We start from the raw sequence: 15318 nt of genomic DNA on the forward strand, positions 1-15318 counted from the left end.
ATGAGTACGTTTCGGTTTATTCATGCGGCCGATTTGCATTTGGACAGCCCGTTTCGCGGCATGGCGAACGTTCCTGAGGACGTTCTCGGCCGGTTGAGGGAGTCGACGTTTGCCGCGTTGCGGAATTTGGTCGCTTTGGCGATACGCGAGAACGTCGATTTTGTCGTGCTGAGCGGCGACATCTACGATGCCGCGGACCGTTCTCTAAAGGCGCAGCTTCGGCTGCAGCGCGGTTTGGCGGAACTGGCCGAGCACGGCATCGCCGTGTATATCATTCACGGCAACCACGATCCCGAGAACGGGTTGAAGGCAAGTTTGCAATGGCCGGATAACGTGTTCGTGTTCGGGTCGGCGGAAGCGGAGTGCCGAATCGCCCGCCGGCGATCGGACGGAGAGCAGGTCGCGGCGATTTGCGGCGTTTCGTACCCGCAACAAGCGGTACGGGACAATATGGCGCTGCGCTATCGCCGTCTTGCGGGCTCGGATTTGTACCATATCGCTTTGCTGCATGCGAATGTCGACGGAAACCGCAACCACGACAATTACGCGCCTTGCGGCATGCGGGATTTGCTGGCGTCCGGCTTCGATTATTGGGCGCTCGGCCATATTCACATACGGCAAGTGCTGCACCGGGAGCCGTATATCGTCTATCCCGGCAATACGCAAGGCCGCAGCGTCAAAGAAACCGGCGCGAAAGGCTGCTATATCGTTACGGTAAACGAACGGAAGGAAACGTCTTTGGATTTTCATCCGCTCGACGATGTGCGCTGGTTCGCGCAAGACGTCTCGATTGCAGGAGCCGGAACGGAGCAGGCATTGTTGGAACGGCTTGAAGCTGCGGCGGAAACGGTGCGCGAACAAGCGGACGGCCGTCTGGCTGTCGTACGCTTGACAGTTGGCGGCCGGGATGCGCTGCATGCCCGCATCGAAGGGAGCGCGCTGCTGGAAGAGATGCTGCAGCATTTGCGAGATAACGAATCGATGCGGCCGGAAAGCGGCGGGGCCGTATGGTTCGATTCGATCCGCGTGCAATCCGGGCTGCCGCTCGACGAGGAAGCGCTGCTAACGCAAGACAGCTTCCTCGGCGAATATTTCCGCTTGGCCGGGCGGACCGCATCCGATCCGGAGCTGTGCGAAGACGTGCTGCGCGAAGCGCTCGCGCCGCTGCTGGCGCAGCCGAAGCTCGGGCCAATGGCGTCCCGCGCCGCGGAAGCGGAGCGGGACGATTGGTTGCGGCGCGCGCGGGAATTGGCTGCGGTGCTGCTCGCGGAACCGGACGAAAGCGGGGGAAATGCACGATGAGAATCAAGGAATTGCATATTCACGGGTTCGGAGCGCTGCGCGACGTTGAATTGCAATTCGGCGGCGCGCCTGTCACGATTTTATATGGGGAGAATGAAGCCGGGAAAAGCACCATGTTCGCTTTCATACGAACGATGCTGTACGGATTTCCTTCGCGTCAGGCGGAAGAACGATTCGAACCCTCTGACGGCGGAACGCATGGAGGGCGAATGATTGCTGAGGACGGCCGCGGCCGCCTCTGGACGATCGAGCGCAACGGAGCGGGTAGTTCGCGCATCTCGCTTATAACGCCGGGCGGGGAAATGCGAACATGTACTCAAGCCGAATTGGAACGCGAACTGCTCGGCGGTTTATCGGCAGATTTGTTCCGGCAGTTGTTCGCCGTCTCGCTAAGCGAACTGCAGCAAATCCGGACGCTGCAGTCGGAAGAGGTGAGCGGCTTCTTGTTCCACGCCGGACTGGGCGGCGGGGGCGGCATCGTTCAAGCGGAGCGGAAGTTGTCGCAGGAAATGGACAAGCTGTTTCGCCCGCGCGGGCGCACGCAGGAAATCAATCGCGCGATGCAATCGATCGAGGCGTTGGATAAGGAAATCCGGCAGAGAAAGGCGCTCATCCAGCAATTTAACGATCAATCCGCGCTCGTGGAACGGGTGGAGGGCGAATTGGCGGAAGCGGAACAAGCGCTAACCGCGCTGCGTGCGCGCGAAGCCGAATTCGCACAGGCGCAAGGATACCGCGATTCGTGGCTGGAAAAGCGGGCGATCGAACGGGAATTGGCCGCGCTTCCCGCCTTCCCTTCGTTTCCCGAAGATGCATTGTCCCGCTGGCAAACGCTGCAGCAAGAGCAAGAGCATCTGGAGGTACGCGGCAAGCAGCTAGATCTGTCTATAGCGAAAATAGACGAGGAACTGGCGTCATGCTCCTACGATGAGAAGCTGTTGGAACAACGGGAAGAGATCGATGGCAGGTTCGGCCAATTGGACGCAGTTGAGGCGCGCCGGTCGGAAATGCGCGAGTTGGAGGCGGAACTCTCCGCCGAGCGCAATCAACTGGAACGTTTGCTGCGGCTGATCGATCCCAGGTGGACGGCGGACGAATTGCGCCGGTTCTCGCTTGGCGCCGGAAGCCGCGAACGGGTGCGGGAAGAGCAGGAACGGAATCGGGCGTACGCGCGAAGGAGCGAATGGCTGCAGCATGAATGCAGCCGATTGCGAAGGCAATGCGACGCGGCCGGCGAAGAAACGGACGAATTGCGGCGGCGGCTCGAGCAAGCGGAGGAAGAGCGGAAGCTTCGCTTCGGCCATATCATTCCCCGGACGAAAGAGGAAGGGGAACGGATATGGGCGGAACTGGTGCGCGAAGCGGAGCGGTGGCGCGAACGCCGTCTGCTGCGGCAAACCGAACGGCGGCAAGCGGAAGCGCAGCGATCCGCGCAGGACGCGGCGGCGGAGCAAATGAGGAAATTGCGCCGCGCCACATTGATCGCGGCCGGCGCGTTAACGGCGATCGTGCCGTTTCTGTTATGGCGGATCGGGCAAATATGGGAGGCGGCGGCTATTCTCGCAGGACTGCTCGGATTGGACGCATACCTCTATTTGTCGGGCCCAAGAGGCAAGGAACGGCCCGGCAAGGGAATGCGTCGAGCGGGCAGCTTTGCGGGGGGCGAAGCGGATGAGAACGAACCATCGTCCTTGTCCGGCATGGACGACTTGCGTATGCTCGAGCTGTTCCGTTCCCTTGTTCGTTCTCCGGCCGGTTACCGCGGCCAGCCCGCGATCGGGGAAACCGCGGTTTCCGCCGTCCGGGAACATCCGGACGTAACGGATGCGGATTTCGAAGAGCGAATCAACGCCTTGCGCCCAATGATGGACGAATGGTTCGATTGGCATCGGGAAACGGAACAGCTCCGGGCCCGTTACCGCGAGAGTGCGCAGGCGGAAGAAAGTTTGCGGCGAGCGCTCGAGGCGCTGGAACGCGAGCGGGAAGAGGAGGCGCGCGCCGCCGGCAAACTGGCGGAGGCGTGGGACGAATGGCTGCGGTCGCAATCGTTGCCGGAAGGGCTGTCGCCGGAGGCCGCGCATGATATATTCCGAACGGCGGAGCAGGCGATGGAACTGCTTCAGCGCATGGAACAGCGTCATGCGAAGAAGGAAGCGATATCCGAACGGATCGCCGTATTCGAGGAAGCTTGCATGACGTTATTGGCTGCGCTCGAACGAAGCGATCCGGAGGGCGATGCGAGCGGAGATCCGCCCCCATTCGCGGATATTGCATACGAGTTGAAGCGGCAGAAGAACAGGCTCGAACGTCATGAGGCGGCGCGGCAGCGAAGCGCGCGTTTGAACGAACGGCGGACGGAGCTGGCGGAAGAACGGGAGGAGATCGCCGCCCGGCTCGGACAAGCGCGGGAGAAAACCGAGCGTTTGTTTGCTCTTGCAGCGGCGCAAGACGAGGAGCAGTTTCGCCGCCATGTAAGGCAGGCGGAGCGTAGAGTTCAATTGGAGCAGGCGCTGCGCCACTTGGATATCGCAACGGCTCATTCCGCATCCATAGATCGGCTCGCGGAAGTGCTGGAGCGGTATGATGCGGACCGTTTGGGCGAAGCCGTCCGGCTCGTCAGGCTGGACATTTCCGCAGCGGAAGCCCGGATCGGAGAACTGCAGGAACGGCGCGGACGCTTGCTCGGCGAATTGGATCAACTGCGGGAAGCGAGCGAGCATGAAGACCATTTGCAGCGGAAGGAAGGGGAACTCGCGGTTCTGCATGAGAAGATCGGCCGCTACGCAACCTATGCGATCAGCTTGGAATGGCTGAAACGGACGAGACGCATATACGAGGAGGAACGGCAACCGTTTGTTTTGCAAACGGCCTCGGCTTACTTTGCGGCGATGACGGAAGGGCGCTACCGGCGCGTATTCGCTCCTCTCGGCGAGAAGCGAATGGTGGCGGAACGCGAGGACGGCGCGCTTGCGGACAGTTCCCTGTTAAGCCGGGGCACGGCGGAGCAGCTCTATTTCGCGATGCGGCTCGCTTTGTCCGACGCCTTTGCGGCACATCCGCATATGCCGCTCATCCTTGACGATATATTCGTCAATTTCGATTTGAACCGGTTAAGCCATACGTTTGACGTATTGAGTTCAATGCGCGACCGGCATCAAATCGTTATGACGACATGCCATGAGCATGTCGTGCGGACCGCGACGGAGCGGATTCGCGATGCGAATGTGATTGCGCTATCCGAGGGGATCGGCCGATTTCCGCTGCTTGGACACGATCATGACGAGCCAGACGAGGCTGAACAATCCGAATAACGGATAAAGAATCGACAGAAGCGAACTGAATCCGAATTGGCTGATCGTATAGCAGACGAGCATAATGCCCGCCGTAATCCATTGCGGATGCGCTTCAGGCAGCCAGCGCTGCCTGATTTGCAGCGTTACGCCGAAGATGTCGGCTACATAGGTAGTGAATATTTCCAGGAAAATAAGAAATAGATAAATAAACTGCACGATGTGTCCCAATTGGTAAGCGATGCTGCCCATCGGGATTTCGAACTGCGTAATGCCGGGCATATAGGCGGAGAGCGCAAAATGACCCGCCAGCAGCATCAGGCCGATGCCCAAGCCGCCCAGCCATCCGCCCCAGCGTATGACCGCTTTATTCGGCATGGCGGCGCCGACGGGAACGAGAACCGCTTGAGCCATCGCCAAATTGAAGGCGGTATATAAGAAAGGCGCCGCCCATGTGGCGCTCCAGCTGCGATCGCTGATCAATGTAATCCAATGATGGGAATAAGGGGATCGCATCGTATTCAGTACGATCAGCACGGTAAACGTCAGCATAAGCGGCACGACGACGGAATTTAAGGCGAGAATCGACTTGATTCCTTTGCTCAGCAATATATAGGAACAAAATAGGGTGAACAACAGCCCTGTCTGATAATGAATGTTGAAATGCTCCACGAATAACGAGCCCGCGCCGGCCAGCATGACGCTGTTGACCCCGATCAAGATGATCATTAAAAAAAGGCTGATCCAACGTCCGCCCTGTTCGCCGAATAGATGCTTGTTCAAATCTTCATACGACTTGGCCCGAATATCGAAGGATAGGAGCATCACCTTCGTTCCGAGCCAAATGAATAACAAGGTCGCGGCAATAATCGTCAAGGGGGCCCAATTGCCGTATTGGGTAAAAAATTGCAATATCTCCTGCCCGGTGGCGAACCCGGCTCCTACGACCGTTCCGATATATGTAAATGCGATTTGCAGCACTTTGACGACATGCTTCATCTTTTCCTACCCCCTGAGCTCACGGTTTGTACCCTTTATATTGCGTGTTCAAAAAGTCGGCTTTTCAGCACCGGGAAGGTTGCGAGAACCGGAAGCCCATGCTTCCGTAGCGAGTTTTGCCGCACAAAATTTTCCTTTTTGAACAACCTCTTATAGTACAAGGTATGTGAGTAGGGGGTGGGACATGACTTAAAGTGGCGATCTTGATAAGCAAAAAGGAATCCGCGCCATTTACGCGGATTCCTCAACGACAAATAGTTTGATCGACAGAATCGTTTCCGTCTTCGGATCGATGTCCAGCTTGAGCAGCGAGTCTTTCGCATTGTAGCTGTATACGAAACTCGTGTCGGAATCGGGTTTGCCAAGCGCTTTAACGGCGGCTTGTTCTTGATCGCCGATCTGCAAACCTTGCAAGCCGGTGACGATATCGGCACCGCTCACCTCGATGAATTGCACCGTATCGTCTTTATGAAACCCGATATGTAGTCCGTCGTATTCATAAATCGTCATGGACGGCTCGTCTTCAAGGGTGTATTGCTCGACCGGATTGCCGAGCATCTTCACAACGGCGTCCTTCTTCTCGAACAAAGCGATGCCGCCTAACTTCGGGCGGTCGGGATCGAACGAGCCCGCTCCCGTTTTCTTCTCCGTTCCGGTTTGCTCTTTCGCCGTTTGATCCTTATCTTTGCTGGCCGAAATTTCAAGCGGTTCTTTCACTTTATTGGTATCGGTTTTGAACGGGAGCGTCGCATCCGATTGGAACGCGGGAACGGAAGAGGTTGCCTCTTGATCCGGTCCGGCGGAATGTTGTTCAAGTTCCTGCTTGTTCCCGCATGCCGCAGCCAATACGGCGATAACCGTCAGCAAGGCCAGAATCGTTATATAGTTACGCTTCATCTCGGTCACCTCAATGTTAAATTTTGCATTATACATATTATTAACGGTTCAAACGGTCAAATAGTTTCGTTTTTGGCGGCAATATTTTTCTTGATCGAAAGATCGTTCGTATGGTAATTTCAATTAAAGGATTTGCTTGGAGGTCGTAACATGGAATTGTTGAAACAGAGAATTTTGAAGGAAGCGGTAGTTTTGTCGGACCAAGTGTTGAAATTGGACGCCCTGCTCAACCACCAGGTAGATCCGAAGCTGACGATGGAAATGGGCAGGGAATTCGCCCGCCGGTTCGCGGATGCAGGGGTAACGCGAGTTGTAACGATCGAATCGTCCGGCATTCCGGTCGCTTTTGCCGTCGCGTACGAGCTTGGCGTTCCTATGGTGTTCGCCCGCCGCAAGAAGGCGCTGATCGGCGAGCATGACGCTCTGCACGAACGCGTTCCATCGTTCACGAAAGGAATCGTCACCGATATTATGATATCCCCGCAATTTATCGCGGAGGATGACCGGCTATTGCTGATCGACGATATTATCGCGAACGGGGACGCCGCGCGGGGTCTGCTTAAAATTATCGAACGGCGCGGAGCCGAATTGGTCGGCATGGGCATCGTTGTGGAGAAATGTTTCCAGCCGGGGGCCCGCATGTTCCGCGAACAAGGCATTCGTTTGGAATCGCTCGTCAAAATCGCTTCGCTTGAAGGCGGCCAAATTCGGTTTGAAGTGTAGCAAATTTTGCCTGCGGTATTCCAATCAGTCCCTTTGCACCCGGTTTGCTTTTCGCTTATAATAAGGGTAAGTTTGAGGGGAGGAGGCAAAAATAATGGGGAAAGACCTAGTTTCTGTTGAGTTTTTTATGCAAAAGTTGTCAGATGCCAAAGTTCATTTTGAACGCGCCTTGGATTGCAAACATACTGAATTCGATGACCTTTACCCCTATATGATTGAACATCCTCAGTTTTTTTGGTACAAACGGTATGTAGCTTGGTCGGAGCTGCTTACGATCGTCAAATTATGCGAGGAGTTGGACGTATCGTGGTCGGAGCAGTTTACGCCGCAACAGATCGATTACATCCGAAATCGTGTCATGTCGGCCAAAGTACTCGATTTTTGGTTCGAAACGAACGATACGAAAGAGCATGTGGAACAGTAACGTCCTTGCCGAGTAGGAAGGATAGGCTGTATTTGTGCTAGAGGATATCAGATAGGTTCTGTGCAAGGTTTAAGCAACAATCGGTTGTTACAATCGCACATCGCATATACAAGCAAGCGAATAGGCCTGAATGGATATCATTCGGGCCTTTTTGCATCATCATACCATTAGGAGTTGGAGGATATGATCTCGGAAGAGCAATTGGACGCTTACCGGCAAGCGGGAACGAAAATTAGAGTTGTACGCGACATTTTGGAAAGAAACGACGTGATCGGAATTGTCGTGGCATGGGACGACGAGCATGCGCTGATCCGCCGCCAAAATCGGAGAGTCGTGCAAGTGAAACGGACTTATCTGTTCCAGCCGTTCGACGAGGAGCGGCAGAATCCTATTATATAAACGATCTCGCACACGTATAAAAATGAAACTTTAAGCCAAGCCTTGCGTAACATAGTGATAAGTCGAATTGTGGAGGGATATAGCAATGAAATGCCCGATATGCAACGATGTGCGCATGCGCGAAGTGGAAAAGGAAGGAATTATGATCGACGTTTGTCCGGAATGCAAGGGAGTGTGGCTCGATCGCGGCGAACTGGAGAAGCTGATGAGCGATGTGCGGGAAATGCGTCCTGCCTTCAATTCCTGGTATGACGAACAATATGAGCGTCGAGACGACAGCTATGAACGGCGGGAACCTTATCGCGATCATGATAAGCATTACGACTCCCATCCCGGATATTCCAAGCATGGCTATAAGAAAAAGAAGAAGTCCGTACTGGACGTCTTCGGAGATTTGTTTGATTGAAATAGAATGAAGCCTATATCGCGAAATTTATTTCTAGCTTTTTGTTGACATTAGGTAGTAGTCCGTGATATATTATTCTTTGTCGTTAGATAAATGCGGTCGTGGCGGAATTGGCAGACGCGCACGGTTCAGGTCCGTGTGGGCTAACCCCCGTGGAGGTTCGAGTCCTCTCGACCGCACCATTTCAACAATGACAGGTTTCTGATCTGCGTTTTCTGGCAGAGCGGAAACCTTTTTGTTATTTGCGCGCCTAGCCAAGTTAGGCACAACTAACCGGTGTGAGTCCGGTCGAGGTAAGAGCCAAGTCGCCTCGCAGCTGACAGGCAATTGGTGGAGAGACCCTAAGGTTGAAGCCCTGTGACAAAGTAACTCTCAAGAGAGTGCGAGCAAATCAGCAGGCCGTAACATCAAGTGAATCATGCCGCATCGTCAAAAAGAACCTGCAAAGGACAAGAGAGAGCCGAGCCTCGGAACATTGGGCGAAGGCCATGGAACGCGTGAAGCTCTTGGAAACGCAGCGCGGAAGAACTCTCCGGTGAATGGGGTTGGAGAAATCAGCCCCATTTCGGAAATATTTTTTTCCAATTCGAAACGGGGTTACAATAAAAAATACTCCCACAAAAGTAGGAGGAAAGGAGGTTTGGTGGTACAAGGAAATCCTCGTCCCATCTGCCTCGGCCAATGCCGAGAGACTATTAAATACAAGGTAGTGGATATATTAGAGAGTCACATGATGCCAGATCATGTGCATATGTTAGTAGCGATTCCACCAAAAATCTCATTATGGGATATCTGAAGGGAAAAAGCTCACTGATGATATTCGAGAAGCATGGCAGTGTGAAGTATAAATATGGCAATCGAAAATTTTGGGCGGAGGGATACTACGTCAGCACAGTAGGCTTAAATGAAGCAACCGTCGCAAAATATATACGTGAACAAGAAGCACATGCACAGCGAATTCACACAGGAATTAACTGGAACGGATGGTGGATGCCAAACGCGACTGGGAAAAGCTAACTTTTAAAAATTGGTTTAAATGATGAAATGGTAAAATGAGTAAACATGAATTCGCCGTGGAAGCACATGGCCAAGCAGTTGATAAACTAAGTGTAAAAGAGTATGAAGATCCATTTATCAGAAACAGTAGCAAGAAGAAGTAAACCAGTTTAACTGGTAAGTGAAAATGACAAATTACACTGAGCCTGAACAATTTTGTTGTCAGGCTGGCGTCTTTAGGCGCAGTTTGGCAACAGGGGGTTATACCCTAAGAGCAAACCACCCGTTGGACGGGTGATCATGATTTTATTAGAGGAATTACAATTTGACAGGAGCGTCCCGTATTCGCTATGATAAAGATGCTTGATTTGGGCCCAAGAATCAAAGGTGGTGCGAAAGTGGCTACATTAAAAGATATTGCTGAGAGAGTGGGCGTCTCCATATCGACCGTATCGCGAGTGCTGAACGACGATGACAGCAAGATCGTTAACGCTGTTACGAAAGAAAAAATCCTGATCACCGCCGAAGAGCTCGGTTACCGAAAGAAAGGGTGGTCAAGGCGGTCGATCGTGGATAGGGGCATAGAGCCTGTTGTTACAAAGCGAAAGCGAGTCGGGTGCATTATTTCGCTCCCCCAGGAAAATTATTCGTACCCGTACTTCTCGCTGGTGTTGAAGGGCATAGAGAAAGGCTTGGCCGACAGAGGCTATGGGCTGGCTTTCATTCATACGAGGGACGAGCTTCGTGATCCTTCGGTACAGCAGCAGGTCATTCAAGAAAGCCAGGTAGACGGCGTGATTATTATCGAGGGCATCGACACGCCGATCTACGCGTCTCTCAAGAAGCACATCCCGACCATTGTCGGTGTCGATGTGAATGATCCGAAGATTCCTACAGTTTCTTACGATAGAGTAGCCGCATCTCAAGCGGCGGTTCGGCATCTGATCAGCCAAGGACACCGGAAAATTGGCTTTATCGGCGGCTTGGGGTTGTCGGGAGACATCTATCGTGAGAAGAGATTTCGAGGCTATCACAACGCTCTGCTTGAGGCCGATATCGAACTGGAGCGAAGGTGGATTTTGAACGCGGAGTGGCAGATTGAGACCAGCTTCGAATTGATGAGTCGGTTGGTGAAGGAGACGCCGCGAGCGGAATTACCGACGGCCTTCTTCGTGGCGAGCGATGTGATGGCAATCTCGGCTATGCGCGCGGTTACGGAAGCGGGTTTGCGCGTTCCGGATGACATGGCTTTCTTTGGGGTCGATAATATTGATATTTCCCAATATACTTCCCCGCCGTTGTCGACGATACATGTTCCGAAATATGAGATCGGCCAAATGGCGGCTTACTTGCTGTCCGACCGCCTGGAAGGAAGGATGAACTTCCCGATCAGAGCGTTACTTCCTTACGACTTGAAGATCAGGGGTTCTTCGACAAGAGTTTAGTGTAGACGGTAACGAGTTTTTTCCGAATAGGCGACGATGAAGGAACTGTTCTCCCGATGTGGGAGGACGGTTTTTTTTGTTTGCGCGTCTAGCCAAGTTAGGCACAACTAACCGGTGTGAGTCCGGTCGAGGTGTAAGAGCCAAGTCGCCTCGTGGCTGACAGGCAGTTGGTGGAGAGACCCTAAGGTTGAAGCCCTGTGACAAAGTAACTCTCAAGAGAGTGCGAGCAAATCAGCAGGCCGTAACATCAAGTGAATCCTGCCGCAGCTCCGGTGTATGGGGAACGGCATGTTGAGAAAGTTGTGTCTGGAACTAGGGAAACCCTACCTCGCACGGCAACGTCGTAAAGAGCGACCCTATAAGCCCGAAAGGTGAAGTGGCGAGCTGCGAGAAGGGTGGCGGAGGGGGTTGTAGTATCCGTGAAGCAAAAGGACAACACAACCTTGTGGAGGAAAGAGCCCCTGCTTTGTTCACGTACTGGAGGAGGTAAGAGTCAGTGAATGCCCAAAAGGCTAACCAATGAACGGCTCGATGCTTTGATGCTCCAAGAGAAGGTATATGGCCTCCGCATCATAAGCAGCGTCGAGGAGCATTTTGTCTACCGTGCTCATGACCAGACTGACGGCATCATGCTGCGAGGCAGGCTGAAGTCGCGGATACAAGGGCAAATCGTGCTTACTGTCCGCCGCAGAGATCATATACAGGTGGTAACCGTTAAAGTATTTTTCTCTGGCGCTGTCCCAACCTGAGTTGCAGTTGGGCTGGGAGTAAAGACGAAGATGGTTGCAATCGGCTATACCGCGGGCACGACGCATCATCCATTGGACCAGGCGTTCGACTCTTCCGGGTGTGGTTGTCGGGGCTTTCTCGTATTTCTTCTTGCCTTCTTTGGCCTTCCCCTTGCGTTTGCGCTGTTTCTTGGTGTGATAAGGGTCATACCCCTTCACGCGATTTTTTGGATGTTTTCGGAAAATGTCAAGTGTTTTTTCGAAAAATCAGCCACATTTTACAAATATTTTTTCCAATTCAAAATGGGGTTGAAATCATGACCACCCGTTGGACGGGTGGTCAATGATTAACTCTGTGAATAATCATTTTCTCATTGACATTTTTGCCCCAAAGAATATAAGATCATATTAGAAAAATATGGGCGAAAAATTACGTAAAATATTGGGCCCAAAAATAAGTTTCGCAAAGGGGGTTAGCGATGAGCAAAGTGGATGTAACGAATAACCCGAATTTTACTATACTAATTTGGAGGTTAGGCTATGAAAAAAGTATTCGGAATGCTTGCGATCCTATTAATCGTTAGCCTGGTGATGTCAAGCTCGTTCGATGTCGCGAGGGCGAATAGAGGAGTAGCCCCGCTTGTATTGCAAGCGCTTAACTATACGGAGAATCCTGTTGATATTCCGAATCCGGACAGGGGCTTCTATAGACCCGAAGAATATGTAATTCCGGTCACCAGTGGAACAACTCCAGACATCCCCGACTTAAAGGCCACTATAACAGGTACCCAGGTCTCTGTCGATGCTCGCATCGTTTATTTGGAATTTAACCTAAAAAACTTTTCATCGAATGCTCCCCTCAACAGAAAACCCCTTGGACCCTGGAGTGCTGAGGGTGATCTTGCGCCAGATTATGGAGAAACTCAACCTTTAACACCCGCTGCGCTTGATTATGTAAGGGCAGTACTTCAAAAAGTAAGAGACAGCGAAGCTGTTGCCATTGTGAAATTTAATTATGACGGACAGGGCTACACTTATGCTGATACTGGAGATTATGACCAGATCATTCATGATTGCGAACCAGGGGCGCCAAAAGGTCGGCTTTGGTACGAATCAGCAGAGCTTGAGGAAGATCGCGTGGAAGAGGAATCTGATTTGAGCGGCATACCAGGTCATGAGGACAAAAACTGGGTACAATATCATCTTTGGCAGCTTGGAAATGTTTTCAGCGAATTCGAAGATAGCATAATGGTTGTTAAAGGGGGGATCTTTGGCCCATGGGGCGAAATGCACTCATCATCCTATTCCAAAACTCCGGAAGGTTACGCCTGGCTTTTGAATGCATTGCTGGACTATGTTCCCGATTCGCGTTCGATTTTAGTACATGCGGGCGGAGTCATGGCATGGCATAACGAAACGTATGGAACCGATTATAGCTTTACGAATCCAATGCCAGCCCCGGCACGCGGAACGCAGGCGCAACGTTTTGGTATGTTCAACGATAGTTATTCGCGGGGTTTGGACGACAAATGGTATAATGACAATGGCTCGCTTTCCGAAGGGTATGCTTTAATTGGAACTGGGGATCCGGATGATTTTGATCGCAACGTTGTTTTAACGTGGATGAGAAATCAAAATAACTTCTATGGCGGTGAAACAGTTAGCCCTGGTGAACCCGATAATATCTATTCCAATCTTCCGAGTGTTCTTTATGAATCCGCTTATGCACAAGCCACTCATTTGAATACAAGTTATAACAAGGACACTTATCAACTTTGGGGTGACTTTGTTTATAATGAAGAGAATGTTACGGCACCGTTTACGCTTCCACACGATGGAGTGACTCGAACGGTAATCTTTGATCCGGTTTATGACGGCAGAAGCGGAATGGAATATATACGTGACAGACTGGGCTACCGGTTAGTATTGCGTGAGGCTAATGTGAGCGAATGGGTAGAGCAGAACGGTACCCTGAGGTTCGAGGGGAAGATCCAAAACGTTGGTTTTGGTAATGTCGTAAACAAGAAGAACGTGTCGGTCATTCTAAAAGCCCAGGATGGCTCTGAAACTTACACGGCACTTACGAACCTTGACGCAAGAGATTGGCGGCCTGATTTGGACAGCAGGGCAGACAATACCGCTGCATGGCGTGATTTGAACTTCTCTATTCCTATGAGCGCATTTGGTGAGGTGCCTCTTGGTGACTATGATATTTATTTGAAGATCAATGATCCGAAAGAAACGAGCGCGAACAAGCGTAGTATACAGTTTGCGAACCACGATATTTGGGATGCTTCCCTCGGTGCAAACTTAATGGGTTCGACTAAAGTGAATGCTCCATGGATTAATAGTGGCGGCGGTGATGGCGGCAGTAGTGATGGTGGTAGCGTCGATAGCGGCAGCGTCGACAGCACACGGCCTCAGACAACTGTTCCGGCAGGGGACGGATCAGTTTCAGTCGTTTATGCGCAAACCGGTGGGACGGTGACGCTTACTATGCCGACCAGTAAAGTAAATGAAATAATCTCGAATGTCAAAAAAGGCACGGCGACAATTGACCTTTCCAAAGTGTCCGATGCGACAAACGCGGCTATGCCGAAAACCGCATGGACGGGTTTCGCAGATGCGGGGCTTGCCGTGGAAATTAAATTCCCACAGGGAACGGTAACGTTTGATAAAGATGCGGTTGCTTCGCTGGCGGCACAGGCAAACGGAAACCATGTAATGGTGAAGGTAAGTGGGGTTAGCCAATCGAGTTTGACGGCGGCGCAGAAGGCAGTCATAAACTCCGGCGATTCGGTGTTTGATGTTTCTGTTTCTTCGGGTTCACAGGCAATCCAGAACTTTGACGGCACCATCACTGTCACTGTACCCTATTCCGGGAAAACTCCCGTTGCGGTATGGTATTTGAACGATAAGGGAGAGCTTGAAAAGCTGGATGGCGTATATGACTCTCCGACGAAAGCCGTTACATTTACAACCAACCATCTTTCGTTGTATGTAGTAGGACAGGACAAGAAGGTGGAAATACCTTTTGTGGACGTAAAAGACAGCGATTGGTTTTTTGAGGCTGTTGCGTATGACCACGGCCTTATGATTGGTACGGAAGTTGACACGTTCAGTCCCGATATGACCGTTACGCGGGGGATGGTTGTGGCCGTGCTGTACCGTCTTGAAGGGAGTCATGACGCGAATGGTCTTCCTAATCCCTTTAACGATGTGGCGGTTGGAAAATGGTACAACGACGCAGTGAAATGGGCGGCAAATAACCGTATTTTATTAGGATACGGCAATGGTAAATTTGGCCCGGAGGATACAATCGTACGACAGGATATGGCGCGTATTCTCAACAACTATGCAAAAGCAAACGGCAAGGGGGACAACTTATTTGATTCGGAAGGCAATGCGACCCGCGCGGATCTGGCCGCTATGCTGATGAAGCTTTTGGAAGCGTCGACAGACAAATAAACGACAGCCGATCTCATTAAACGCAATATCATGTGTAGAGTAGAGGGGCGAAATTTCATTGGAGGGCGTGAGCCCTCCTCTTATTTTCCTAACTTCCTTCCCCAAACCGGATATAAGAAAACAACTTTCTCGGAAATAACAATTTTCTCGTTGACTTTTTTGCCCCAAAAGATATAAAATCATGTTAGAAAACTTTGGGCATATATTGGTGAATTTTGCGTTATTTTCGGGCCCAAAAATA

11 protein-coding genes, 1 tRNA gene and 1 pseudogene are annotated in these 15318 nt (G+C 51.9%); 11 read left to right on the forward strand and 2 right to left on the reverse strand.

All coding sequences use genetic code 11. The features are described 5' to 3' along the window. Both KQI79_RS08765 and KQI79_RS08770 read left to right on the forward strand, forming a co-directional pair. Nucleotides 1-1302 (forward strand): metallophosphoesterase family protein, encoded by a 1302-nt coding sequence (locus tag KQI79_RS08765; protein WP_216537856.1) that lies wholly within the window; start codon nucleotides 1-3, stop codon nucleotides 1300-1302. Beyond that, nucleotides 1299-4613 carry an AAA family ATPase gene (locus tag KQI79_RS08770; RefSeq protein WP_216537857.1) on the forward strand — a complete coding sequence of 1105 codons (3315 nt, stop codon included), beginning with the start codon at nucleotides 1299-1301 and terminating at the stop codon, nucleotides 4611-4613. Before KQI79_RS08765 ends, KQI79_RS08770 begins: the two co-directional genes overlap by 4 nt. Here the strand turns inward: KQI79_RS08770 and KQI79_RS08775 are convergent. Next, nucleotides 4536-5591 carry a YkvI family membrane protein gene (locus KQI79_RS08775; protein ID WP_216537858.1) on the reverse strand — a complete coding sequence of 352 codons (1056 nt, stop codon included), beginning with the start codon at nucleotides 5589-5591 and terminating at the stop codon, nucleotides 4536-4538. The two genes, KQI79_RS08770 and KQI79_RS08775, sit on opposite strands and share 78 nt — an antisense overlap. A gap of 231 nt (nucleotides 5592-5822) precedes the next feature. Continuing rightward, complete coding sequence (locus KQI79_RS08780; protein WP_216537859.1) at nucleotides 5823-6488, reverse strand: DNA uptake lipoprotein; 666 nt, start codon at nucleotides 6486-6488, stop codon at nucleotides 5823-5825. Between the two features lie 150 nt (nucleotides 6489-6638). Between KQI79_RS08780 and KQI79_RS08785 the strand changes: the two genes are divergently transcribed. The 9 genes and pseudogenes from KQI79_RS08785 (at nucleotide 6639) to KQI79_RS08825 (ending at nucleotide 15077) form a co-directional block, all read left to right on the forward strand. Continuing rightward, complete coding sequence (locus tag KQI79_RS08785) at nucleotides 6639-7211, forward strand: xanthine phosphoribosyltransferase (RefSeq protein WP_216537860.1); 573 nt, start codon at nucleotides 6639-6641, stop codon at nucleotides 7209-7211. A gap of 94 nt (nucleotides 7212-7305) precedes the next feature. Continuing rightward, a complete protein-coding gene (locus KQI79_RS08790; protein ID WP_216537861.1) occupies nucleotides 7306-7635 on the forward strand; it encodes a hypothetical protein in 330 nt (109 codons plus the stop codon). 183 nt (nucleotides 7636-7818) lie between these two features. Then, nucleotides 7819-8034, forward strand: coding sequence for a hypothetical protein (locus tag KQI79_RS08795; RefSeq protein WP_216537862.1), 216 nt, complete (start codon nucleotides 7819-7821; stop codon nucleotides 8032-8034). 85 nt (nucleotides 8035-8119) lie between these two features. Beyond that, on the forward strand, nucleotides 8120-8440 hold the full coding sequence (locus KQI79_RS08800) for a TFIIB-type zinc ribbon-containing protein (protein WP_216537863.1): 321 nt from the start codon (nucleotides 8120-8122) through the stop codon (nucleotides 8438-8440). Between the two features lie 95 nt (nucleotides 8441-8535). Next, a tRNA-Leu gene (locus KQI79_RS08805) sits at nucleotides 8536-8622 on the forward strand. A 458-nt stretch (nucleotides 8623-9080) separates the two neighbouring features. After that, nucleotides 9081-9457, forward strand: a pseudogene (tnpA, locus tag KQI79_RS08810) (IS200/IS605 family transposase). Between the two features lie 377 nt (nucleotides 9458-9834). Continuing rightward, nucleotides 9835-10881, forward strand: a complete 1047-nt coding sequence (locus KQI79_RS08815) for a LacI family DNA-binding transcriptional regulator (RefSeq protein ID WP_216537864.1) — start codon at nucleotides 9835-9837, stop codon at nucleotides 10879-10881. 500 nt (nucleotides 10882-11381) lie between these two features. Then, complete coding sequence (locus KQI79_RS08820; RefSeq protein WP_216537865.1) at nucleotides 11382-11630, forward strand: hypothetical protein; 249 nt, start codon at nucleotides 11382-11384, stop codon at nucleotides 11628-11630. A 519-nt stretch (nucleotides 11631-12149) separates the two neighbouring features. Further along, nucleotides 12150-15077, forward strand: a complete 2928-nt coding sequence (locus KQI79_RS08825) for a DUF4832 domain-containing protein (protein ID WP_216537866.1) — start codon at nucleotides 12150-12152, stop codon at nucleotides 15075-15077. The last annotated feature ends 241 nt before the right edge of the window (nucleotides 15078-15318 follow it).

This window comes from Paenibacillus sp. MSJ-34 (assembly GCF_018918005.1).
Lineage (GTDB): Bacteria > Bacillota > Bacilli > Paenibacillales > Paenibacillaceae > MSJ-34.